Raw genomic sequence first — 25,725 nt, 5'->3', positions numbered from 1 at the left:
ATATTTCAAAGCAGTCTATAACTTTCACAACAGCCAAATATTTAAAGAATGATACGCCAGTTGGCCAAATTCATCTATTTCAGGGTTATGGGCTGGAAGTTGGTCGGCCATTTTCCTGATGTTGATAAATGTGTGGTTATCGTGGTACCCCACACCCATTGGCATGATTTTCCATTGGGATTGATCATTCGAAAAATTATGGGAAAAGACATTCACTATATCGCCAAGAAAAGTCTTTTCAAACCCCCTTTCGGTTTTATTTTCAAAAGTACTGGCGGTACCCCGGTAGACCGCTCAAGAAACAATAATTTTGTCGAAGCAGTGGCAGATATTTTTAAAAAGCACAAAGTATTTCGATTGGCCTTGGCACCTGAGGGAACCCGAAAAAAGGTCTCGGCATTGAAAACTGGGTTTTACTACATTGCAAAATCGGCCAATGTGCCGATTGTCATGGTCGCCTTTGATTTTGGTAAAAAAGAGGTCAAGATTTCACAGCCATTCCATCCCACAGAAAATAAAGAAGAAGATTTTCAGACAATCCACGCTTTCTTCAAAGGTGTTGTCGGTCGAGTACCAGAATACAGTTTCTAAGTTTTTTTCAGGATTTTTTGTTTTGGCTTTTCCTTCTTCTTGGTATTGCCAGGAAACACCAAATTGGTGCTAGAATAGCTCTTGCCAAACGTTAGTGCGGCTGCATATACTTGTTGTATGGCATCAACCACTTGAGCTTCAGAAAGTTCTTTGAGAGGGTGCGTGTAGACTGACCAGATAATCTCATCGCTGAGCGCATATTTTACATCCAAGGCAGAATGAAAATTGGCCACCAGCGCGTTCAACAGTTCTTCTTCTCCCAACTTTTCACGTTCCACAATGGGCGAGATAATGCGCATGCGATTCGCATTTTCATCATAGATACAGATGAGTATGCCATCGTTGACCATAAACCGAACTTGGTTATTGTCGTGGGCCATTGTATCTGCCTCTTGTTCAATGATTTCTATGAGCCTTTCAGGGGTCATTTGTTGCGAATGCAAAACACAAGTAAGAGACATGGCAGCAAGAAGAAAGAGGAAATTTCGCATGGCGTATGTTTTTTGATGAGTCGTGAATACCTCAACCAAATTACGTGATTTTTGGCTGGCCTCCTTATTGTTGTTTTTTATTGCTTTCCAAATGGTTGAAATGGCTATTGTCACTTCCCATTCTCATAACCAGCGATGGCGGAAGTTCGCCAAGACCATGGTATTCATCTTCCATCTGGTCAAAAAGTTTGAGTGCCAATTTTTTGTTTTTGGGGTACAGGTTGTTTGACTCGCCAGGATCATTCTTTAAATTGAACAACAGTGTGTCATGAGCCGCTACCGCAGATTGCCAAGGACTTCCTTTTGTGCCCTTGAAAGGCATCTTGATTTTCCACTGACCTTTACGGTAGCCTTGCAGCTTGTTGCCGTCAAAAAAAAGGAACGAATCGCCTTTTCTGTTCCCTTTTCCGAAAAGCACTGCTGAGATATCCCTTCCGTCGATTTTCAGTTCATCTGGTACATGGGCGCCTGTGATTTTGGCAAGCGTGGGAAACCAATCCATTTGGGTGGTCATCGCAGCGTGTACAGTTGCCGGTTTGATTTTTTTCTTCCACATGGCCAGTGTCGGTACCCGCATACCCCCTTCAAACGTAAACTGCTTCCCTTCTCTTAAGATCCCTGCGCTACCGCCATGGTCCTCCATGACCAGCCAAGGGCCGTTATCACTTGAAAAAATTATCAGCGTGTTTTCCAAAAGTCCTAGCGATTCGAGCTTTTTGGTGATTTGCCCGACACTCCAATCCAGTTCTTGTATGACATCTCCATACAACCCTCTTTGGGAGGTGCCCACAAAAGCTTCTGAAGCATAGATGGGCACATGGGGCATGTTATGGGCCACATACAGAAAAAAGGGCCGTTCTTTATGCTTATCAATAAATTTTAGGGCTTCTTCAGCGTACGTTTTGGTGGTAAGCCTTTGGTCTACTTGAAATTCTTCAATGTTGTTATCTCGCATATAGACCACGCTCTGCATATCGTTACTGTAAGGAATGCCAAAATAGCTGTCAAAACCCTGCTGCAAAGGCAGGAATTCTTGGCGATGCCCTAAGTGCCATTTTCCAACAATTCCAGTGGCATAATCTTTTTGTTTCAACAACTCGGCTATGGTAAGTTCACTTTGGGGCATGCCTGTGAAACTCTGGGGGAAAAACACGCCATTGATGCCCATTCGCTGCGGATAGCGGCCCGTCAACAATGCCGCCCTTGAGGGACTGCAGATTGATGATGCCGAATAAAAGTCTGTGAATTTGATGCCCTCATTGGCCAGTCTGTCAATATGGGGCGTTTTGATATCTGTGGCACCATAACAGCCCAAATCACCGTAGCCAAGGTCATCAGCAAAAATATAGACGATGTTGGGAAACCCATCAGGGTCATTTGGCCCAATTTGTCCAAAACAGCAACTGGCAGCCAAGAGAGATACTACAATCGACTTCATGCTCAATCAATTTGCAGGATTTCACTTCGTTCTGAAATACCATTTTCGTTAAATGCTTCAATACAAAAGTAATAGGGGGTATCTCGATCTAGACAGCGCATAAAGTGCTCGTTGGTATCATAAACCAACCACGATTGGTACAATTTGTCAGGGGCAATTCCCCAACGAATATTATAGCCTTGGGCTCCCTCTACAGCATTCCAAGCAAATGCAGCATCTCTACGGTCAGCTTCACGTTTTACTGTGAATCCCCCGACCTTTTTTGGTATTTCCCCGTGGCCCAGGCCAAACACCCGAAGTTCCGACATGGCAAAGTTTGCGCCGGGTACTTCGACATTGTTATAGCGTACGTACTTGGCATTTACCGGGTTTTCCAATACGATATAGGCATTAGGGGCGTCTTTGTCGCTATTGCTTCGGTCGACTACGGTTTGCCAGTTTTCCCCATCTTCTGAAGCTTCAATAAGAAAACGATGCCTCAAACCTTCGGTACGCGTATAGATTCCTGACTCATGGTCATGAAAATTCAATTGGAAGGCATAAATCTTTCCAGGATTCCGCATTTCCATCCTTATCCATTGCTTGTTGTCATTGGCTTCGGCTACCCAAAACGTTTTCGGATTTTCATCAGTTAATACTTTTGAAATAATTTCTCCATCAGCGGTTTTTTCAAGTGGTAATTCAGATACCTGCACTTCATCATCGTTTGAAGTAAATTTCATAATCTGTGTCGAGGATGACGAAACGGTGACATTTCCTTTATACGAAAGCAACATCCAACCACAATGCGCTCCTGGCTTTGTAGGATGACTTGGGGCAAACCGCGGATAATCACCGAATGCCGTGTCGGTATACATCAATCCATTGTCATCAAAATAGGTCGGGAACATGCACAAACGACGTTCCCACTGGGCGTTGGAGGCAAGTGCCATAGTTGCGAAATGCCAGTATTGTCCGTTGGTCTGCTTCACGGTAATTCCATGTCCGGCACCATTGGTAAAACCGCCCGGCTTAAAGCTCATGGGATTGTTTTTCATATAGGTAAAAGGCCCTAGGGGCGTCTCCCCAACATAGACACCATCGGCATAAACATTAAATTGGGTGCCCGGGGCTGCGTACTGCAAATAATATTTTCCGTTGTGCTTGGTCATAGAAGCCCCTTCCATATAGCCTTCCTTCAACGTTGGGTGAAAATTATCTTCCCCAAAGCGTTCCCATCCGTGTTCTTCCTCCTCCAGGTTGATCAATTCTTTTTGAACCCCTATCTCCAGGAACCGATCGTCTTTGTTCAGCATTTTTACACGAATCGGGTGCACATTCGATGACCCCCAATAAAGATACGCCTTGCCATCATCGTCGATGAACAATTCTGAATCCTGGATGTTGTTGCTAATGGATGGTGTTGGGGTCCATTTTCCGCTTTTGGGATCGTCGGTATAAAGAATGCTCCCGTAACCAGCCGGATCACCTGCAAAGTAAACCAGGGAGTCTTTATAATTAAAAGCGGTAGGAGCATTGCACCCCTCAAAAAACCATTGTTGGGGCTTGATAAAATTCCAATTTAACAAATCGGTGGAGTGCCAATAGCCAAAAGAACGTGTAACGAACATATAGTATTCACCACGAAATTCAATAACCGCGGGATCGGCACCTGAACGATAGGAAAGATTTCGGCTTGAATTGTAAACCATGTAAGTATAGTCTATATCCAAGGGGTTGCAATAGGTTTTTAACTGGTTCTTTTCGAGGACATCTTGTGCAAATGACCTTTGCCATGACCATAAAAGCATAGAACTGATAAAAAGGGTAAGAAATCTGGTTTTCATTATAAAAAAGTGAATTTGCAATTCCACACAATTTAATAAAGAACTGTACCAACGCTAAAGAAAAAAGTACATAAAAACTACATCAAAGAGACAGTTTTCATATTTTTTTGTCGTTTATAGCCTAATTTTTATGAAAATCTATGTTTTGTATCTTCATAGTTAAATGTTAATGGTGCGAAAAACCTTCAAAAACATACAAGCAACGAATAAAGTTATAGGTATCCTGTTTTTCTTTTTAATGGCGGTTTTTTGCCATGGTCAAAATGTACTGCCACCGGTCTATAACTATAATTTATCAGAATACGGGGGTGGCAGTAAAAATTGGGGATTGGCCCTTAATAAGAGGGGTGAACTCTTCGTGGCGAACAACAAAGGGCTGCTTCACTATAATGGAGAAGACTGGAGTTTGAACAAACTGCCCGACAATACCATTATTCGTTCTGTTACCACGGTTGGGGATAGCATTTATACAGGATCGTATGAAGAATTTGGCTATTGGAAGAAAGATGCTATTGGAAAATTGGAGTACACCTCGCTCACACATCTTATCAAAGAGTATTCGTTTACCAGCGAGGAGTTTTGGGAAATCCTTCATATTGATGATGCCATCGTGTTTCGTTCTTTTTCATCCATCTACATTTTTAGAGATGGAGAAATAAAAGTAATCGACCCTCCCCAAATCATATCAGATTTCATCGTGTACGATGATAAGATCATTGTGGCTGCTGGAAATAGTGGGCTTTTCGAGTTGACCGATGATAAGCTGACACCCTTGCCCAACCAAGAACTGTTGTTGAACAAAAATGTCACCGATATGGTATTGTTCGATGACGGGCTTTTGGTCGGCACAAAACTCAATGGGTGCTACTTCTATGATGGTACAACGGTTAAACCTTGGCAAACAGAAATCAATGAGGATCTCAAGTTGCACCAATTGAACAAGGTGGTGTATTTGGGCCGGGGCAAACTGGCTTTTGGCACCATCAAAAACGGAATGTACCTTTTCGATACAGGTTTGGCAAATGCCCAAATATTCAATAAAGCATCAGGGCTTCAAAACAATACGGTGCTTTCAATGACACAATATCAGAGCCAGTTGTGGTTGGGCCTTGATAATGGCCTTGCAAGGGTAAAGCTCGACAACCCGATTACCTATTATACAGACTTCACGGGCGCGTTGGGTACCGTTTATGATATGCAATATTTCAATGAAAAATTGTATTTGGGTAGCAATACCGGCGTTTTTTGCTTTGATAATGGCGAATTGAGGTTTATCAATGGTTCCCAAGGCCATGTTTGGGATTTAAAAGTGGTCGAAGATGATTTACTCGTCGGTCACAATACGGGTACTTACGAGGTGGATGATGGCAACTTTGATTTGGTTTCTCCCATTTCTGGGGGGTACGAAATCAAAAAAATTCCGGAGCAACGCACTGTTTACATTCAAGGAACCTATAATGGTCTGGCGAGGTTTGAAAAATTGGACAATGATACCTGGAATGTTGAAAGGGTCAGCGGAGTTGATTTTCCAATAAAGCAACTGTGTTTTGAGACCCCGACAATTTTGTGGGCCGTACACCCCTATAAAGGTTTTTTTAGAATACATTTTAGCAGTGATTACCGAGAAGTATCGCGGTTACAAGAATTTAACGGCGATGGCGCACCGAGCAAGTATAATGTGAGGTTGTACAATGTCAAAAACCAGATTGTTTTTTACAGTGAGGGCAATTGGTTTAAGTACGATCCCATAGGTGACCGTATTGTGGCCTTTGAAGAGTTTGACAGGTATAACAATAAAGAGCTGTTGTTTTTTGACGAAGACTATTTTTGGTTTGTCAATGCCGAAGGTGATAAAGAACTGGTGTATACCGATCTCAAGAGAGACAACCTTCTGATCACTGACCTACCGCTACAAGAAAGGTTGGTGCCAGACTCTCAGCGTATGGTCAAGGCGAACGACTCGACCATGCTTATTGCCTTGAGTGATGGCTTTGCCAAAATAAACAGTTCGGCACTGCTCAGACAATCAAAAGAAACCAGTTTACCCGTTCCACAATTGAGTGTTTTGTACGATGAAAAAAACTCATATTCATTGTCGGGTAAGGATGAAACAATAACAATACCCTATAAACATTCACAGCACATATCGATTGCTGTGGCCTCACCTGAATTGATACAATCGCGTTATCGATATGAGCTGCAAGGCCCCAAAGAATATACCGAAATTGTGGAATCAGGCACCATTGAGTTTCAAAACCTGCCGCATGGCAGCTATTCTTTTAAGGTCGCTACGGTTGGTATGGGCAATAAGGTTTCAGAGGCACAAACCATCAATTTTGAAATCTCGCCACCGTGGTATTTGTCGTGGGGCAGTTTTTTACTGTATATGGCTTTAGCTGTAATTACTGTACTGATTGTACGTAGGTATAATCGGAAAAAGCTCATGAGAAAACAGCTTGAGTTGGAAGCGCAAATGAAAAAAGAGCAACAAGAGCGTTTGGCCAAACTTGAAAAAGAAAAACTGGCCAAAGAAATCAAACAGAAGCAGAATGAATTGGCGAGTACCACTCTGAATATCGCAAAGAAGAACGAAATGATTTTAGAGTTGAAGAACATGCTCTTGATGAACAAAGACAAGTTTTCAAATTCACAGCGCTACCGATCTTTTATGAAAAAACTGAACAATTCCGTAAAGGACACTGAGGATTGGAAACGCTTTGAAGTAAACTTTAAGGAACTTCATGAAGACTTTTTTGAAAGACTCTTAAAATCATATCCATCATTGACCCCGAAAGACTTAAAACTGTGCGCCTATCTGAAAATGAACCTATCGACAAAAGAAATTGCACCTCTTATGGCCATATCCATTAGAGGGGTAGAGATACACCGTTACCGTTTGCGAAAAAAATTGCAATTGGAGGGCTCTGAAAACCTTTCCAACTTTTTGATAACCTTTTAGTTTTTGATTTACATCAAATTAAGTTTGCCAAATCTTTACTTTTTTAAGTACATCATCACTACATCACAATGTTAATTTTATTTGCATAAACAATAGAAAGCACTACACAAACACAGTGATAGCAGGCTTTTCGGGGCTAAATTGCATGATGTATTTGTTATGTACTACCGGCGTATGTAAATAAGCGGAGCTCTTTACTAATTTGGTAATATTCTAACTCAATTTTTAGACATTCATGAAAATCAAACAATCATTTTTGCTAATCTCATTTTTGCTGTTTCAGATTGTTGGTATTGCACAAGACAATACGATAACGATTTCGGGAACAGTTACCGATAGTCAGGCACAGCCATTACCCGGTGCTAATGTCATTGTAAAAGGTACTACAACAGGTGTGCAAACCGATTTTGACGGAAATTACACGCTTACCGATGCGCCAAGTGATGGTACGTTGGTGTTTAGCTACATAGGCTTCAGTCCTCAAGAGATTGCCGTTAACGGACAAGCAACCATAAATGCATCATTGCAAGAAGATACACAATCATTGGATGAAGTTGTGGTCATTGGGTATGGTACCCAGAAAAAAGCGGACTTAACAGGTTCAATAGCAACCGTTAAAACTGAAGAAATTGCTCGAACCCCTTCAGGTGCTCCAATGCAAGCACTTCAAGGAAAGGTGGCGGGCCTACAAGTGGTGAGCAGTGGTGCTCCAGGTACAGGGCCCACCATCAGGGTTAGGGGCTTGGGTTCATTTGTTAATGGTGCCTCAGACCCATTGTATATAGTGGATGGTGCATTTTTTGATGATATTGATTTTTTGAATCCAGAGGATATAGCAAGCATATCGGTCTTAAAAGATGCATCAGCAACTGCTATCTATGGGGTCAGGGCTGCCAATGGCGTTGTTTTAGTGCAAACTAAATCTGGAAGACCGAACCAAAAACCACAAATTACCTACAACGGTTATCAAGGGGTACAAGTGGCCCAGAATTTAGTGACACTGTCAAATACAGAACAGTTTGCCACTTTGGCCAGAGAGTCGGGTTCCGATGCCGAAGCGCAGTTTATTGAAAATGCCATCCAACGTTACGGACGTAGCAGAATTAATCCAAATGTACCAGATGTAAACACAGATTGGTATGATTTGATTCTCCGCCATGCATTGCAACAAAATCACAGTTTTGGGGTTACGGGGGGTACAGAAGACATCACTTATTCTGTGGGATTGAACTATTTTGAGCAAGAGGGTATTCTAAGGATGAAGAATGACTTTGAACGGCTCAATATCCGGAGCAAGTTAAATTTTGATGTCAGTGACCGCCTTAATGTGGGTGTCTCAGCACTATTCAGCAATTCAACTAGATTTCGACCAGAAGATACTGCTTTTGCGCGCGCTTATTTTGCGGTACCGGTAATGCCTGTTCTCGACCCATCAAAGACCGATGCTTTTCCAAGGCCTTATGCCAATGCACAGGATTTGGGCTATAGGGGAACCCAAAACCCTTTCCCAATCATGGAGAACACAGAGAACAGAAATAAAGGCAGAAACACCTTGACAACCATTGATTTGAGTTATCAGTTGATTCCTGACAAATTAACATTCAAAACAGCCTATTACCACAACTTTGAAACACTTGAGGTTAGAGATGTCAGGCTTCCCTTCTTTTTTGGCAATGGTGATGCTTTTAGGGAAAACGCAGAATTAATCAAAAGAACTGAAATTTTCTCTGAGCAAACCTGGGACAATACTTTAACCTATGAGGACAGTTTCGGTCTTCACAATTTGACCGTTCTCGGCGGTACCGCATACAGGGATCGGTCTTTTGAACGTCTGGATGTCAAAGGACTTAACTTTCCCAACGGGCCGGGTATAGGTGATGAATCCTACTTCATCGATTTGGCTGACACCATAGATGTGAGTGAAGATAACAATATTGGAAGGGTTACAGGCGATGATGGCTTAAGGGAGTTTTTCTTCTCTTATTTTGGCCGAATTGCCTATAATTTCGACGATCGCTATCTTTTGTACGGAACGTTTCGTGCAGATGGCACCAGTAGGTACCAAGAAAAATGGGGTTATTTTCCGTCGTTTGGTGCAGGATGGGTCATTAGTGAAGAATCTTTCTTTCCAGAAACCAATGCCGTTAACTTTTTAAAACTAAGGGGTAGCTGGGGAGAAGCCGGTAACGGCAATGTGGCCTCCAGTACCGGGGCCATAACTTCGGAGGAAGTAACCGCAGCATTTGGGGACACCCAGTTTGCCGGTGTGGTAACCAGTAGTGATTTTGAGGCCTTAAAGTGGGAGGTCACCCAGACCACAAACTTTGGTGTCACCGCCAGATTGTTTGACAACCAATTGTCATTGGAAGCCGATTACTTTAGGAGGGATACCAGAGATGCCGTGATTCCGGTGTCTAGACTTCTCGTACCCGGAACAACAAGACAGAATGTCGGCGAGATAAGAAATACAGGATTTGAAATTGTTTTAAATTGGAATAAGCGTGTTTCTGAAGATTTCAGCTACTCCATTGGGGCCAACTTCGCAACACTTGAAAACGAAGTGCTTGATTTGGAAGGTCAAGAAAATCTGACCACGGGAGGCGATGTCGCCCAACGCACGGTTGTGGGAGGAACCTTAAACCCGTTCTTAGGCCTTGAAGTGGCCGGCGTATACCAGACACCGGAAGAGATACAAAACGATCCGGCAGCACAAACTGCAATAGCTAATGGGTTAACCGTTGAACCTGGTGATTTTAGGTTTGTTGACCACAATGGTGACATGATGATTGATGCCCAAGATAGGGTCGATTTGGGGTCGTTCATACCTACCTATACTTTCGGCTTTAATCTAGGTCTCAATTACAAAGCATGGGATTTTACATTGAACGTGATTGGGCAAGGGGGCAATGTTATAGCTAACATAAAGCGATTTGCTATACGACAGACTCCAGATCCCAATATTGATAGAGATTTTGCCATCAATCGATGGAATGGTCCGGGCACTTCAAATTCATATCCCTCGGCGAGAGGCATACGAAACCCTTGGAGCAATCAATTTTTAAACAGCTTTTTTGTCGAAGACGGTGATTTTGTGAGATTGCAGAATGTTACGTTGGGCTATACGCTCCCTCAGTTTGGTGGAAATTTTGACCCAAAAATCAGATTTTATATGACTGCCGAGCGACCTTTGACTTTATTTGACTACAATGGTTTTACCCCTGAGGTTCCAAATGGCAGGGACCAACAGACTTATCCCATCCCAGGTGTGTATACGTTTGGTGTAAACATTACAATTTAAAATAATAGCTATGAGATATATGAGAACAAACAAATTTTTTGCGCTACTCGCTTTGACAGGCATATTGCTTATGGGCTGTTCGAAAGAGTTGGATCAACCTGAGCTCAACAACAATTTTGCTGGGGGTACCGACTTTTCAAAAACCGAAGACATGATTTTTTCGCTCGTCGGGGTTTACCAAGCGGTAACTTCAAGAGGTTGGGAACAACCCTTGGTCGTTTCCACTAGGGGAGATGATGTAAACGCAGCTGGAGACCAGCAAGGGCTTATCAACCAAGATCGTTATGTGTATGACAATTCGTTTTTTGGATCTCGCACACTTTGGGAAACCTATTATGGTGATATTATTGCTGCCCATACAGGCATGGAGCAGATTGGCCGTTTCCAAGAATTTGCCGATCCAGATGGTGTAGCCTTGGGCAACCAATATATTGCCGAAGCAAAGGTATTGAGGGCCATACTGCTCTTTCAACTGTCACAAGTTTACGGTAATGTTTTTATCCCTACATCTTCTGATTTGAATGAATTTGCTGACGTAACCTCGGTACCGACCAAAGAGGAGGTTATGCAACATATTTCAGATCAAATGGATGAGGCCATACCGTTTTTGCCCGATATGCGACCCAACGAACGTACCGATTTGCCGGGTGGCGTCACAAGGTATACCGCATTGATGATAAAGGCGGTGGCAAACCAAGAATTGGAGAATTACCAAGCTGTGGCAGAGGCCGCTGGGGAGATTATCAACTCAGGAAAGTTCAGTCTTTTCAATGACTATTACGAACTCTTCAAAACACCCGGAAAACTCAGTGATGAAAGCCTTTTCGAGTTTCAATATTCAGATTTTGGCCAAGGTGAGGGCGATCGGGTGAGCCACCTTTATAATCCCTATGGGCCAAACAGTTGGGATCCCACGGTAGCTGGAGCGGGTAGTGGTTGGGGCTTTTTTGAACCCACCATAAAATATGTAGAATTTATGTTGGATAGGGGAGAAGACGTTCGATTGGAAACCTCAGTGTTCTTTTCTCAAAGGGGCATTGACAGCCTTATAGCCTCAACGCCCTATACTGAAGCGACGTTGCCTGCATTTGTTTCTCCCATGACCAGGGATGGCGATACCAATACATCCACTGTGAGATCTATATTTTCCAGTGGAAAACATTATTTGCCGACCAATCAATTGATTACTGGCCGAACGGCTTATGGCAGTAATAAACACTATATTGTTTTTCGCTATGCAGAAACACTCTTGATATATGCAGAGGCATTGTTACAGGGCGCTTCACAAACTGCCATTTCAGCGGACGATGCTGTAAATCTGGTCAGGGCTAGGGCTGGTCAAGACCCTCTAAATGGTGTTACTTTAGACCAACTTGTAGACGAAAAATATGCCGAACTTTCCATGGAATGGGGCAAACGCTTTTTCGACATGGTTCGTTTGCAACGATTTGATGAATTGAGTTTTGGCGGAAGAACATTTACCCCAAATAGGGCCTTTGTGACGTACCATCAAGATCAAATTGATGAATTTCCCATCCTTCAGGATGTAATTGATAATCGAAATTGAAATCCAACGATATGAAACTAGTAAAAAACATATTCACGATTTTCTTGGCTTGCTGTACTTTTTATAGCTGTGACCAAGGTATAGACGGTCTTACCGAAATTGATCCAGGAGCAGACGCGTCAGCTCCTCAGGTAACCATAAACTACCCCACAGAAGGTACAACTATAAAAGTATTGGAAGCTGTGACTTCCATCACGGTAGATTTTGAAGTCACCGATGATATTGAAGTGGGCAGTATTGAAGCATCTATAGATGGTAACTTGATTGCCTCAATGAGCGATTTTTTAGATTATCGCCGTGTTTTGGTTGATGATTTGACCTATGACAATTTGGGTGATGGAGACCATACTTTTACAGTCAGTGCCACCGATTTAGACGGTAAGACCACCTCAGTAACCATAAATTTTGCCAAAGAACCAGCCTATGTGCCAATATACGCAGGTGAGGTCTTGTATATGCCCTTTGATGGCGACTATTTTGATTTGGTCAATCTAAGGGCTGCTGAACAAATAGGCGACCCAGGATTTGCTGGTGATGGCTTTGTAGGCCTGAATGCCTATGCAGGTGCGGCAAATTCCCATTTGACACTTCCCACTGAAGGAATGCTCGAAGATGAGTTCACAGCCGTTTTTTGGTACAAGGTCAATGCAGACCCTGACCGGGCTGGCATTTTGGTCATCGGTCCACCAGATACTGAGCGTGCAGGATTTCCAGAGACACAAAACTTAAGAACAAACGGTTTTAGGTTTTTTAGGGAAAATGCCGCAGGCGAACAACGTTTTAAATTGAACGTTGGCCGTGGCGATGGCGATAGCTGGTTTGATGGTGGCGAAGCGGCAGATATTCCTGCAGATGCTGGATGGACCCACATGGCATTTACTATTTCTCCTACTCAGGCCACAGTATACATCAACGGTGAGATTGTGAGCCAAGGTGACTTGGTCGGTGGTGTAGACTGGTCTAACTGTGACATCCTTTCCATTATGTCAGGTGCACCAAGATTTACCCAGTGGAACCACCTTTCTGATTTAAGCAATATGGATGAGCTCCGCATGTTCAACAGGGCATTGTCACAAGGTGAAATTCAAAATATAATGACCACGGAAGCTGGAGGCTTTGTGGGCACATTTGAAAATGAAATGTTCTACATGCCCTTTGATGGCGACAATACCGAAATGTTCTCAAACCTTGAAGCTACTGCAGTTGGGAGCCCAGGTTTTGCTGGTGAAGGCGCTGCAGGAGACAATTCGTATGCAGGTGCTACAGATGCTTATTTGACGTTTCCGACCAACGGATTGACCACAGAAGAGTTCAGTGCAACCCTATGGTACAAATTGAATGCTGATCCTGACAGGGCTGGTATTTTGGTCATGGGCCCACCCGATACGGAGCGACCAGAATTTCCAGATGTTCAAAATCTTCGTACCAATGGTTTCCGGTTTTTCAGGGAAGCAGGGGGCGATGGTCAAGTATTCAAATTGAATGTGGGCAATGGCACCGCTGATTCTTGGTTTGATGGTGGTGCGGCTGCATCCATTCCATCAGATACCACTGATTGGGTACATCTTGCTTTTACCATTTCAGGCTCAGAATGTGTGGTTTATATAGATGGTGAGGTTGTTGCACAAGGTGCCTTCACCGGTGTGGATTGGACAGGTTGCGACATACTTTCCATAGCATCCGGAGCGCCAAGATTCACACAATGGAACCACTGGTCAGATTTGAGCTATATCGATGAGTTGCGACTGTTTGATAAAGCGCTGACACAATCAGAGGTACAATCTGTCATGAACCATGACCAATAAGATCTTTTGTAACTAAAATTATTTGAGTTAGTTAGTTTTCATATCAATGAGGTTGATTTTTAGTTCAATTGTAGTGGCCATTGTATCTGTAGTAGCGGGATGCAATGGCCTTTCTACCAAGAAGGAAAATAAAGAACACAAAGAAGAGGTTGCAACGACATGGTCTGATGAGGCCTTGATGGACACGTTGCAATACCAGACCTTTCAATATTTTTGGGATGGTGCTGAACCGACATCGGGGTTGGCACGTGAACGCATCCATCTAGACAATATCTATCCCACCCACGATAAAGATATCATCACCATTGGTGGCTCAGGTTTTGGTCTGATGGCCATTCTGATGGGCGTTGAGCGAGGCTTTATCACCCGAGAACAAGCGCTGGAGCGACTTGAAAAGGCTATAGATTTCCTCAAAAAAGCCGACCGCTTTCATGGGGCTTGGCCCCATTGGCTGATGCCCAATGGAGAGACGGCACCCTTCAGTGCCAAAGATGATGGTGGAGACCTCGTCGAGACCGCTTTCTTGGTCCAGGGCCTGCTTACGGTAAAAGAATATTTTAAAAATGGAAATGAGCGTGAGCAAAAACTGGCCCAAGACATTCAAACACTCTGGGAAGAAGTAGAATGGGACTGGTACACCAAAGGTGGTGAAGAGGTACTGTATTGGCATTGGAGCCCCAATTATGAATGGGAACAGGATTTTCCAGTTGGCGGATACAATGAATGTTTAATTATGTATATTCTGGCCGCCGCCTCGCCAACACATTCAATATCCAAAGAAGTCTATGAAAAAGGATGGGCCAGAAACGGCGCCATTGCCAATGATACCACGTACTATGGACTTGAAACCGAACTGGACCACTATGAACATGACAAGGCTCATGTTGGTCCACTGTTTTGGGCGCATTATTCCTATTTGGGGCTTGATCCCAACGGATTGACCGACCAGTACGGCGATTACAAAATGCTCAATACCAACCATGCCCTGATTCATTACAGACACTGTGTTGAAAATCCAAATGGGTACGAAGGCTATGGTGAAAATTGCTGGGGATTGACCTCGAGCTACTCCCTGAAAGGGTATGCAGGCCATCGACCTGATAAAGATCTGGGGGTAATTTCGCCCACTGCTGCCCTGTCGTCCATGCCGTACACCCCTCAAGAGAGCATGCAGTTTCTGAGATTTTTGTATACGGAGCAGGATAGTTTGATAGGCAAGTACGGCCCTTTTGATGCCTTTAGTTTTGAAAAAGATTGGCACCTGCCACGCTATCTTGCCATTGACCAAGGGCCGATTCCCGTAATGGTCGAAAACCATAGGAGCGGCCTTTTCTGGAAACTCTTTATGGCCAACGAAGATGTACAAAAGGGATTAAAAAAACTGGGCTTTGAGAGTCCGTATTTGCAACCTGATGCATAAAGCTTCCCTCTTTGTCGTACTATTTTTTTTTCTGTTTTTTTCCTGTGGGGAAAAGCAAGAATTCACCTATGTTCCTCCAGACTCAACTGAAAACCCCGATGGTGAGGGCAGCGATGATGATGAAGTTCCAGCGATTACGGATGAGGAATTGTTGGACTTGACACAGCGGGAAACATTTAAGTATTTTTGGGATTTTGCGGAAGAAAATTCAGGCGGTGCAAGAGAGCGTTACCATCCCAATGACCCAAGCCGTGATGCCCAAGTGGTTACGGCCGGGGGTACAGGCTTTGGTTTGATGGCCATTCTGGTGGGCGTAGAACGGGGATTTGTTTCAAGGGAACAAGCTGTCGAACGGTTGCAAACACTTTTAAATTTTTTGGAAAATGCAGATCGTTTCCACGGGGCGTGGTCGCATTGGATAGACGGAGCCACTGGCAACGTCATTCCTTTTAGTCCAAAAGACAATGGGGGTGATCTCGTCGAAACTGCCTTTTTGGTTCAAGGATTGATTTGTGTAAAGGAATATTTTAAAGACGGTTCCGACACCGAAAAAGCACTAGCCGAGCAAGCAGACTTATTATGGAAAGGTGTGGAGTGGGATTGGTATACCCAAGATAGGGATGCACTGTACTGGCACTGGAGCCCCAATTTCGGTTTCGACATCAATCTAGAGCTGAAGGGCTACAACGAAGTGCTCATCACCTACGTGTTGGCCGCTGCCTCACCTGACCATGGTATTTCAAAAGAAGTCTATACCACCGGTTGGGCATCCAACGGCAATATACAATCGACCAACACACAATATGGTTTTCCGTTGTTGGTCAGGCATCCCGGGGCGCAACAGTACGGTGGGCCGCTGTTCTGGGCGCATTACTCGTATTTGGGGTTGAACCCGAAGATGCTTTCTGATGAGTTTGTCAATTATTGGGATGTCAATGTCAACCATACCAAAATCAACTATCAATATTGCGTTGAAAATCCGAAGAACTTTAAAGATTATGGACCTGATTGCTGGGGGTTGACAGCCAGTTATACCCGCAACAGTGACGGAAATATTGGCTACAATGCCCATCACCCTGCAAACGATACTGCGGTGATTTCGCCCACAGCGGCTATAAGTTCGATTCCGTATACGCCTGAAGAATCGCTGGAGGCCATGCACTATTTTTACAAAAACAAGGATAAATTGCTGGGACCGGCCGGATTTTATGACGCTTTTAGCCCTGAGCACAATTTTTGGGTGGCCGAGGCTTATTTGGCCATCGACCAGGGCCCACAAATTGTCATGATAGAAAATTATCGTTCAGGACTGCTCTGGAATCTTTTCATGCAAAATGGAGAGGTACGAGCGGGATTGGATAAATTGGGTTTTCAATACGAGTAAAATTTAAACGTGCGAAAATAATGTTGAGAAAAAATCATAGTGCCATTTTGGTTTCATTCTTTTTTACTGCATGCCTTTGGGCGCAGCAAAAAGATAAAATTCCAGAAGTGGAAGCCCTTCTTGAAAAAATGACCTTGGAGGAGAAAATTGGCCAATTGAACCTTCTGACCCCTGGTGGTGGGGTGGCTACCGGTTCGGTCGTCAGCAAAAATGTCGAGGAAAAAATCAAGGCGGGCAAAGTTGGTGGCTTGTTCGGAGTAGCTGGCCCAGACCGTGTGCGAATGGCCCAAGAACTGGCGGTCAACGATACCCGTCTCAAAATTCCCTTGCTCATCGGGTCAGATGTCATTCATGGATATAAAACCACCTATCCCATCCCGCTAGGATTATCCTGCAGTTGGGATATGGATTTGACTGAACAGGCAGCACGCATGGCAGCCAAAGAGGCCACGGCCGATGGTATCATGTGGAATTTTTCACCCATGGTCGATATTGCACGTGACCCTCGATGGGGGCGTATCGCCGAGGGCGCTGGCGAAGACCCGTATTTGGGCTCTGCTGTGGCCAAGGCCATGGTAAAAGGGTATCAGCAGAACGACTTGGCCGCACCCAATACCATGTTGGCCTGCGTAAAGCATTTGGTGCTGTATGGGGCTGCTGAAGCTGGGCGTGACTATCATTCTGTCGATATGAGTAGGGTAAAAATGTTCAACCAATACCTGCCACCGTATCAAGCGGCAATCGATGCCGGAGTGGCAAGTGCGATGAGTTCTTTCAATGATATTGACGCCATACCCGCATCGGGAAACAAATGGCTGTTGACCGATTTGCTCCGTGACCGTTGGAATTTTGATGGTTTTGTGGTGTCTGACTACACCTCTGTAAATGAGATGATTGCCCATGGATTGGGCGACCTTCAGGCAGTTTCAGCCTTGGCATTGAAAGCAGGACTGGATATGGATATGGTCGGGGAAGGATTTTTGACCACGCTGAAAAAATCATTGGAGGAAGGTAAAATCACCGAGGAAGAAATCACGGTGGCCTGTCGTAGGGTGCTCGAAGCCAAATACCTTTCAGGTCTATTGGATGACCCCTATCGCTACTCGGATGAAAGCCGCCCCGAAAAAGATATCCTGACAGAAGAAAACCGGGCCTTGGCACGCAAATTGGCGACCCGTTCGTTTGTGTTGCTCAAAAACCACAATCAAATACTTCCCCTTAAAAAGGAAGCCAAAATAGCGTTGGTCGGGCCATTGGCCGACAGCCGCAACAATATGCTAGGTACTTGGGCGCCGACAGGCGATACCAAATTGGCAGTGACCATTTTAGAGGGATTCAAAAATGTGGCTCCTGACGCCACAATTTCACATGCCAAGGGAGCCAATATCTCAGACGACCCAGAGATTGCCAAAAAAGTCAATGTGTTTGGTTCCAGGATTGAAATAGATGAGCGTTCCCCCGAAACCCTTTTACAAGAAGCTGTTGAAGCGGCTAAAGCTTCCGATGTGGTTGTGGCAGTGGTCGGTGAAGCTACTGAGATGAGCGGCGAGGCAGCGAGCCGTACCGATATCTCCATCCCTGAAAGCCAGAAAAAATTGATTCGTGCCCTTGTCGAAACAGGTAAGCCGGTCGCTTTGGTGCTGATGAGCGGCAGACCGTTGACCATTCCCGAAGAGTTTGAAATGCCCGTTGCCATTTTACAGGTATGGCATCCTGGGGTAGAGGCGGGCAATGCCATTGCCGATGTGGTCTTCGGAGATTACAATCCGTCAGGAAAATTGACCACCACATGGCCCAGAAGCGTAGGCCAAATTCCTATTTACCACAGCGTAAAAAATACGGGAAGACCGGCACCAGAGGACAGGTTCCAAAAATTTAAATCCAACTATCTGGATTCAGAAAATACACCTCTCATCCCATTTGGGCATGGTCTGAGCTATACCACTTTTGAATACTCTGATATAAAACTGAGCAATAGTGAAATTTCACAGGGAGAGTCAATTGAAGTGACCATCACATTGAAAAATACGGGCAATGTCGACGGAGAAGAAGTGGTGCAGCTTTATCTTCAAGATGTGGTACGCAGTATCACTCCACCAAAACGTCAGTTGAAGGGATTTAATAAGGTCATGTTGAAAAAAGGGGAAAGCAAGCAGGTTTCCATTACGCTTTCTGATGATGACCTGAAATTTTACAACAGCGACTTGGAATTTGTATCGGAACCCGGCGAGTTCAAAGTGTATGTGGGAACGGATTCCAACGCTACCTTATCGCAATCCTTTACCCTAAAGTAAACGATGAAAGGCTTTAACTTCATTTTTAGGCAGTTGTGTTTTCATTTTGTCCTCCTATTTTTTGTGCCTGCATTGGCACAGGAGCGGTATGTTGATTCATTGTTTGCCGATGTTGGAATACAGACATTCAATTACTCAGATACACTTCAATTAGATGTGTATTCTCCTAAAAATGATAAGATTACCGATCGACCTCTCCTATTGTTGGTACACGGTGGTGGTTTTGCAATTGGCAAGCGTGACAATCCATTGGAAAAGAAGTTCAGTACAACACTGGCAAAAAAAGGGTATGTAACGGCCTCTATGAGCTATCGATTGACCAGAAAAGGGAAATCGTTCAGTTGTGATTGCCCTGCTGATGAAAAATTAGAGACCTTTAAGTTGGTAACTGAAGATGTGCTCAATGCTACAAATTACCTGATTAAAAATGCTACATCGATAAAATTCAATCCTGATAAAATAATTTTGGTTGGCAGCAGCGCAGGTGCAGAAGCCGTTCTGAACACAGTTTACATGCGTTATCACCGAGATTTTAGACAACTGCCCTACGGAGAACCGTATTTCGCCGGAGTGGTATCATTTGCAGGGGCGGTTTTGAATGTAGAATACATTACCAAAAAAAATGCAGTGCCCGCCTTGCTTTTTCATGGGGCCAAAGATAGATTGGTGCCTTTTGGCACAGCTCCGCATCACTTTTGCGATGACAGCACTCCTGGGTTTTTGCCGTTGGATGGTTCTAAAACCATAGCGGAAAAGCTCACAGAGCTCAATGTGCCTTTTCAATTGTACCATGATCCGAAAGGAAACCATGATTGGGCAAATATAGCTTACGATTATACCGACGAGGTTGCTCATTTTGTAAAGGCTATCATTTTGAATGGACAACAAGAAAAATCAACCATTACAATAACTTCAAATCCACAAGGATGAATTCCAAGATACTTCTGGCAATACTATTGGTCTTTGCCGCCTGTAAAGAAAAAAAAGAAGAAATAGCTGTAGAGAAGGGGCCTCCGAATATTGTATTCATCATGTCAGACGACCATGCGCTACAGGCGATAAGCGCGTATGGCCATGAGCTGAGCCGATTGGCACCCACGCCCAACATTGACCGGATTGCGAAAAACGGTACCGTTTTCAAGAACAATTTTTGTACGAATTCCATTTGTGGGCCGAGCAGGGCGGTAATCCTGACAGGGAAGCACAGCCACATCAACGGATTCCGTATGAACGGGGAGCAGTTTGATGGCAATCAGGCCACCTTGCCCAAGCATTTGAAGAAATTGGGGTACGAAACGGCCATCGTGGGCAAATGGCATTTGCACGGCCAGCCCAAAGGATTTGATTATTGGGAAATCTTAAACGATCAGGGCAACTATTACAATCCCGAGTTTATTCAAGGCAGCGATACCACAATTGTTGAGGGCTATGCCACAGATTTGATCACCGAGAAAAGCCTGCAATGGTTACAGCAGCGAGACAGTATGCAACAGCCATTTTTCTTGATGGTGCACCACAAGGCCCCACACCGCAATTGGATGCCCGCGTTACGCCATGCCAATCTTTATGACTCGGTGACATTTCCATTGCCTGATACCTATTTCCCGAATTTTGAAAATCAGGCGGCAGCTAAAGAACAGCAGCAGACCATTTATGAAGATATGTATGAGGGCCATGACCTCAAAATGACAAAAGAATATGGCAGTACAGAGTTGGCGCACAACCCATGGGCCAAAGATTTTGACCGTATGACCGATGAACAGCGAAAAGCTTGGGATGAGGCGTACCTGCCAAAGAACAATGCCTTTCATCAAGCGAATCTGACCGGTAAGGAATTGGCAAAATGGAAAGGCCAACGGTATCTTCAAGAATATTTGGCTACCGTAGCGGCCGTAGATGAAGGTGTTGGGCAACTTCTGGATTATTTGGAAGAAACAGGGCTTGACAAAAACACCCTGGTCGTGTATACATCGGATCAAGGTTTCTATTTGGGAGAGCACGGTTGGTTCGATAAACGCTTCATGTACGAAGAGTCGTTGAAAATGCCGTTGCTGATGCAATTGCCCGGAGTGATCGAACCAGGGTCAACGATTGATGGCATGACCCAAAACCTAGACTTTGCACCCACTTTTTTAGATTTGGTGGGCGGAGCGAAATATGCTTCCGACATGCAAGGTGAATCGTTCAAAAAATTGTTGGATGGCTCCCAAAATGATTTCAAAAATGCCATTTACTACCATTATTATGATTTTCCCGCTTTCCACATGGTCAAAAAACAGTACGGTGTACGCACAGAGCGCTATAAACTCATCCATTTTTATGATGATATAGATGAATGGGAATTTTACGACCTTCAAGAAGATTCCAAAGAATTGCACAATGCCATCAACGATAAGCGATACAAAGAGGTGATTGCGACGATGCATCGAAAACTGGACAGTCTTCAAAACCACTATGAAGTCACCGAAAAAGAATTTGAAAACGCCCCAGAAGAACAGGTCGAAAAGGCCTATGAGGGATTCAAAAAACTACGTGGTACCCCAATGAAATGAGAAAGACACCACTGGTTCTGATTTTGCTGTTCGCTATACATTTCGTCTCGGGGCAAACCATTGAGGTGCTCACCTACAACATCAAATACGATAATCCTAAGGATAGCCTGAACAATTGGGACAGCCGTAAAGATTTTCTTATTTCACAGCTACGCTTTTATTCCCCTGATATTTTTGGTACACAAGAAGGGCTCGTCCATCAATTGAAGGATATCGAACAGGGCCTTGACAATTATGCCTTTTTTGGTGTGGGACGGGATTATGGAGATGAACGAGGAGAATTCACCGCCATTTTTTATGACCAAACGAAGTTTGATGTGCTGAAAGAAGCTACTTTTTGGCTCTCTACAACACCAGAAGAACCTTCGAAAAGCTGGGATGCCGCCTTGCCGAGAATCTGTACCTACGGGCATTTCAAACTCAAAAAAAGTGGTGAGGAATTCTTTGTGTTCAACACCCATTTTGACCATGTAGGAAAAGTTGCCAGAAAAGAAAGTGCCAAGCTCATCTTAAAGAAAATCAAAGAATTGAACACAAAGAGGCTTCCTGTGGTTCTCATGGGTGATTTCAATTTGGAAAACTCTAGCGGGGGAATCCAGTGGATATTGAAAGAGATGCAAGACGCCCACGCTGAAGCGGGTCAAAACGCCCATGGCCCTGAAGGCACGTTTAATGGGTTCAATTTCACCAAGCCTGTGAACCGAAGAATCGACTATATTTTTGTCGATGGTTTTGAGACATCCAAAAGCGGTATCCTCAGCGATTCCTTTGACTGCCGATATCCCTCGGACCACTTCCCGGTTTATGCTGAACTATATTTTGAAAAATGAGTGGTTGTAAAGTTTCCATAGCGCTTTTTTTCCTTTTTCCGCTGCTCTTGTTGGGGCAACGAACCGAGTTGAAGCATTGGGATTTTCATTCCGAGAATGATCCATCCATCCAAAAAGTAAGCATTCCACATACATGGAATGTACGTGATGCCTTCGACGACGAACGCGGCTACTGGCGTGGCAAGGGGTTCTATGAAAAGACCCTGGCAATTTCTGATATTGAAAAAGCTTATTTTCTTCACTTTGAAGGCGCAAACCAAAAGACCAAAGTCTGGGTCAACGATACTTATGCAGGCGAGCATCATGGGGGGTATACCGCCTTTCATGTCAACCTCACCCCGTTTTTAAAGGTTGGTGAAAATTCAATAAAAGTTGAAGTAGATAATGCACATGACGAGACCGTTCCGCCCCTTGATGCCGATTTTACCTTTTATGGGGGGATTTATAGGCCTGTTTTTTTGGAGAAAGAACATCCTGTTCATTTCAAGAAAGAACATGGCGCCGATGCCATTACAATAGATGCGCTGTTGGAGGATGCTCTACAACAGGGCATTGTAAAAGTTCGCGGAGGCATAACGAATAGCGACCGAAATTCCGTCAGTTTGAAGATTACTTTGCTTGATGCTGACGATATGGTGCTGCACAATGAGAAAGTGTCCGCGACGTATAGCTTTGAACAAGAGTTTGTCATATCCTCACCATTGCTTTGGTCTCCCGAATCACCACATCTTTATCGTTTGGTGTTAGAATTGCGTGATGGCGACCAATTGGTGGATAGTTATGAACGCCAAATTGGGTTTCGAAAATTTGAGGCAACCCCGTCAGGTTTTTTTCTGAACGATAGCCCTCTGAAACTTATCGGGGTAAACCGTCACCAAGATTGGGAAGGGTATGGTAATGCAGTACCCATAGCGTTGCAGTTGAAAGACATGGCTGCCATCAAAGAAATGGGGAGCAATTTTCTGAGATTGGCCCATTATCCACAGTCCAAGGAAATCTATAAAGCCGCAGACAGTCTGGGATTGATACTTTGGTCAGAGATACCTGTCGTGAACAAAGTTCCCACCGGAGAAGCGTACGAAGCGTATGCCCAAAACTCGTTGGACATGCAGCGGGAGCACATTGCCCAAAACTACAATCACCCCTCTTTGGTCTTTGTGGGCTACATGAATGAAATTTTTCTGCGGATGGTTTTTGATAGGCCAAAGGAAGAGGAGAAACAACAGATTGTGCAAAACACTTTGGATTTGGCCCATAAGTTGGAAGAAATGACCAGACGTGAAGCACCGCACCACATCACGGTGATGGCCGTACATGGCAATCAAATCTATAATGATACAAAAATTGCGGAAATACCCATGGTCATTGGCTGGAATCTCTATTATGGCTGGTATGAGGGCGTAATTTCAGATTTGGGCGGTTTTTTGGATGCAGAGCATGAAAAATATCCTAATAGACCCTTGATTATCTCTGAATATGGGGTAGGGGCAGACATACGTTTGCATACAGATGCGCCCATGATTTTTGACTTTTCAGAAGAATATCAATTGCAATACCACAAAGGATATGTAGAACAGGTCATGGAGCGGGATTATGTGATTGGCATGTCGGCGTGGAACTTTGCAGACTTTGGTTCTGAATTCCGGGGCGATGCCATGCCGCACATCAACCAGAAAGGGTTGGTCAATTATGACCGGTCACCCAAGAATATCTTTTATTGGTACAAGGCCAAACTGCGACCTGAAGAACAATTGATTCGTATGTATCGTGATTTGCCAGTTCACATAAGCACTTCCAATGAAAAGAAAATCAAAATCATTGCGAACACCAAAACGGTTCTCAAAGTCAATGATTCTGTTTATTCTGTATCGATTCCAAAAGATGGCATTATCGAGACTTCAGTGCGTTTAAAAGAAGGTAAAAACGCATTGGAAGCTTATAACGAAAACGGAAAAAAAGTTGACAGTCTGGGTTTACTATGGAAAAAGCCCCAAACCACCCAAAAGGGAGATGTGCTGGCCATAAATTTAGGAACCCACACCCGGTTTTTGGATTCAAACGGACAAATTTGGATTCCCGCTTCTGATATACCCGCATTGTCATTTACCGGCAAAACCAACGATAAAAAGACCAGCGCAAATATCAGGATGACTCCTGATGATCCTTTTTATCAAACTGCTGTATCAGAGATTCAAAAAATGACTTTGGCCGTTCCAGAAGGGTTGTACAAGGTGGTCTTGTATACCTCCAATTTCGGAAAATCGAAAAAATTAGCGTACGAGCTTGACAAAGAAAAGGGTAACACAGTTTCCGATACCGATGGAGCCATGTTATTGGTAAGTGGAAAAGAAACGGAACTACTGAAACCTGAGAGATTCCATTTTGACACTCTTGAAATTGAAGTAGGGGTAAAAAATAAGGGCATTGAAATTAGCGCAAAAAATAAGACACCCTTTTCACTTTCAGCGATTTATGTGAAAAAAATCGAATAGCTGATATATGACCGCGGGGAAGAGATAAACAACTCAAAAAAGTGATCAGTCTTTCATGTTGTGAAAGACGTTCTGTACATCATCATCCTCTTCTATCATTTCCAAAAGTTTTTCAATGTCAGCAGTTTGTTCCTCATCAAGTTCTTTGGAAACCTGGGGAATTCGTTCAAAACCTGAAGACAGGATTTCTATTTCCCGCGACTCCAATTCCTTTTGAATGTCTCCAAAACTTTCAAAAGGGGCGTAAATCAGAATGCCATCATCATCCACAAAAACCTCCTCGGCACCAAAATCAATCATTTCAAGTTCAAGTTCCTCTGGGTCAATTCCCTCCCCATTGATTCTAAAATTGCAGGTGTGGTCGAACATAAATTCCACTGAACCTGAGGTGCCCAGGCTACCGTTGCATTTATTGAAATAACTGCGGATGTTCGCTACGGTACGTGTATTGTTATCCGTGGCGGTTTCAATGAGAATGGCGATGCCATGGGGGCCATACCCTTCGAACAAAACTTCTTTGTAATCGCCCTGGTTTTTATCTGATGCCCGTTTGATGGCCCTTTCGATATTGTCTTTGGGCATGTTGACGGCCTTAGCATTTTGAATGACCGCCCTTAAACGGGAGTTCGAATCGGGGTCAGGGCCACCTTCTTTGACCGCCATTACAATATCTTTGCCAATACGTGTGAAGGCCTTTGACATGGCGGCCCAACGCTTCATTTTTCGCGCTTTTCTGAACTCAAATGCTCTACCCATACTATCTTAAATCAGTTTGGGC

16 protein-coding genes are annotated in these 25,725 nt (G+C 44.0%); 12 read left to right on the top strand and 4 right to left on the bottom strand.

The window, feature by feature from the left end; genetic code table 11:
* The first annotated feature begins 51 nt into the window (after positions 1-51).
* Entirely contained in the window at positions 52-591 is a 540-nt protein-coding gene (locus AAAH86_RS06515) for a 1-acyl-sn-glycerol-3-phosphate acyltransferase (RefSeq protein ID WP_343486846.1), read from the top strand.
* On the opposite strand, the gene AAAH86_RS06510 is transcribed toward AAAH86_RS06515, so the two are convergent.
* From AAAH86_RS06510 to AAAH86_RS06500, 3 genes are all read right to left on the bottom strand, one after another.
* On the bottom strand, positions 588-1,082 hold the full coding sequence (locus tag AAAH86_RS06510; RefSeq protein WP_343486708.1) for a hypothetical protein: 495 nt from the start codon (positions 1,080-1,082) through the stop codon (positions 588-590). The genes AAAH86_RS06515 and AAAH86_RS06510 overlap by 4 nt on opposite strands.
* Before the next feature lie 64 nt (positions 1,083-1,146).
* Positions 1,147-2,520, bottom strand: a complete 1,374-nt coding sequence (locus AAAH86_RS06505) for a sulfatase-like hydrolase/transferase (protein WP_343486707.1) — start codon at positions 2,518-2,520, stop codon at positions 1,147-1,149.
* A gap of 2 nt (positions 2,521-2,522) precedes the next feature.
* On the bottom strand, positions 2,523-4,346 hold the full coding sequence (locus tag AAAH86_RS06500) for a family 43 glycosylhydrolase (RefSeq protein ID WP_343486706.1): 1,824 nt from the start codon (positions 4,344-4,346) through the stop codon (positions 2,523-2,525).
* 169 nt (positions 4,347-4,515) lie between these two features.
* On the opposite strand from AAAH86_RS06500, the gene AAAH86_RS06495 reads away from it, so the two are divergent.
* The 11 genes from AAAH86_RS06495 to AAAH86_RS06445 all read left to right on the top strand — a co-directional run bounded on the left by AAAH86_RS06495 (position 4,516) and on the right by AAAH86_RS06445 (position 24,947).
* Positions 4,516-7,305: a Two component regulator three Y domain-containing protein gene (locus tag AAAH86_RS06495; protein ID WP_343486705.1), complete on the top strand. Its 2,790-nt coding sequence runs from the start codon at positions 4,516-4,518 to the stop codon at positions 7,303-7,305.
* A gap of 235 nt (positions 7,306-7,540) precedes the next feature.
* Entirely contained in the window at positions 7,541-10,603 is a 3,063-nt protein-coding gene (locus AAAH86_RS06490; protein ID WP_343486704.1) for a TonB-dependent receptor, read from the top strand.
* 19 nt (positions 10,604-10,622) lie between these two features.
* Entirely contained in the window at positions 10,623-12,170 is a 1,548-nt protein-coding gene (locus tag AAAH86_RS06485; RefSeq protein WP_343486703.1) for a RagB/SusD family nutrient uptake outer membrane protein, read from the top strand.
* An 11-nt stretch (positions 12,171-12,181) separates the two neighbouring features.
* On the top strand, positions 12,182-13,975 hold the full coding sequence (locus AAAH86_RS06480) for a LamG-like jellyroll fold domain-containing protein (RefSeq protein WP_343486702.1): 1,794 nt from the start codon (positions 12,182-12,184) through the stop codon (positions 13,973-13,975).
* Positions 13,976-14,021: 46 nt separating this feature from the next.
* Complete coding sequence (locus AAAH86_RS06475) at positions 14,022-15,395, top strand: glucoamylase family protein (protein ID WP_343486701.1); 1,374 nt, start codon at positions 14,022-14,024, stop codon at positions 15,393-15,395.
* Positions 15,364-16,779: a glucoamylase family protein gene (locus AAAH86_RS06470; protein ID WP_343486700.1), complete on the top strand. Its 1,416-nt coding sequence runs from the start codon at positions 15,364-15,366 to the stop codon at positions 16,777-16,779. The genes AAAH86_RS06475 and AAAH86_RS06470 overlap by 32 nt, the downstream gene beginning before the upstream one ends.
* Before the next feature lie 20 nt (positions 16,780-16,799).
* Complete coding sequence (gene bglX / locus AAAH86_RS06465; RefSeq protein WP_343486699.1) at positions 16,800-19,073, top strand: beta-glucosidase BglX; 2,274 nt, start codon at positions 16,800-16,802, stop codon at positions 19,071-19,073.
* A gap of 3 nt (positions 19,074-19,076) precedes the next feature.
* Positions 19,077-20,003, top strand: a complete 927-nt coding sequence (locus AAAH86_RS06460; RefSeq protein ID WP_343486698.1) for an alpha/beta hydrolase — start codon at positions 19,077-19,079, stop codon at positions 20,001-20,003.
* Positions 20,000-21,625, top strand: coding sequence for a sulfatase (locus tag AAAH86_RS06455; RefSeq protein ID WP_343486697.1), 1,626 nt, complete (start codon positions 20,000-20,002; stop codon positions 21,623-21,625). The genes AAAH86_RS06460 and AAAH86_RS06455 overlap by 4 nt, the downstream gene beginning before the upstream one ends.
* Positions 21,622-22,455: an endonuclease/exonuclease/phosphatase family protein gene (locus tag AAAH86_RS06450; RefSeq protein WP_343486696.1), complete on the top strand. Its 834-nt coding sequence runs from the start codon at positions 21,622-21,624 to the stop codon at positions 22,453-22,455. The genes AAAH86_RS06455 and AAAH86_RS06450 overlap by 4 nt, the downstream gene beginning before the upstream one ends.
* Positions 22,452-24,947 (top strand): glycoside hydrolase family 2 TIM barrel-domain containing protein, encoded by a 2,496-nt coding sequence (locus AAAH86_RS06445; protein ID WP_343486695.1) that lies wholly within the window; start codon positions 22,452-22,454, stop codon positions 24,945-24,947. Before AAAH86_RS06450 ends, AAAH86_RS06445 begins: the two co-directional genes overlap by 4 nt.
* 45 nt (positions 24,948-24,992) lie before the next feature.
* Here AAAH86_RS06445 and AAAH86_RS06440 read toward each other — a convergent pair whose 3' ends face one another.
* Positions 24,993-25,703, bottom strand: coding sequence for a YebC/PmpR family DNA-binding transcriptional regulator (locus AAAH86_RS06440; protein WP_343486694.1), 711 nt, complete (start codon positions 25,701-25,703; stop codon positions 24,993-24,995).
* Between the last annotated feature and the right edge of the window lie 22 nt (positions 25,704-25,725).

This window comes from Allomuricauda sp. d1 (genome assembly GCF_039592695.1).
In the GTDB taxonomy this organism is placed as follows: Bacteria; Bacteroidota; Bacteroidia; order Flavobacteriales; family Flavobacteriaceae; genus Flagellimonas_A.
The sequence above is the reverse complement of the archived record's forward strand: the minus strand, read 5'-3'. Positions and strand labels throughout refer to the sequence as shown.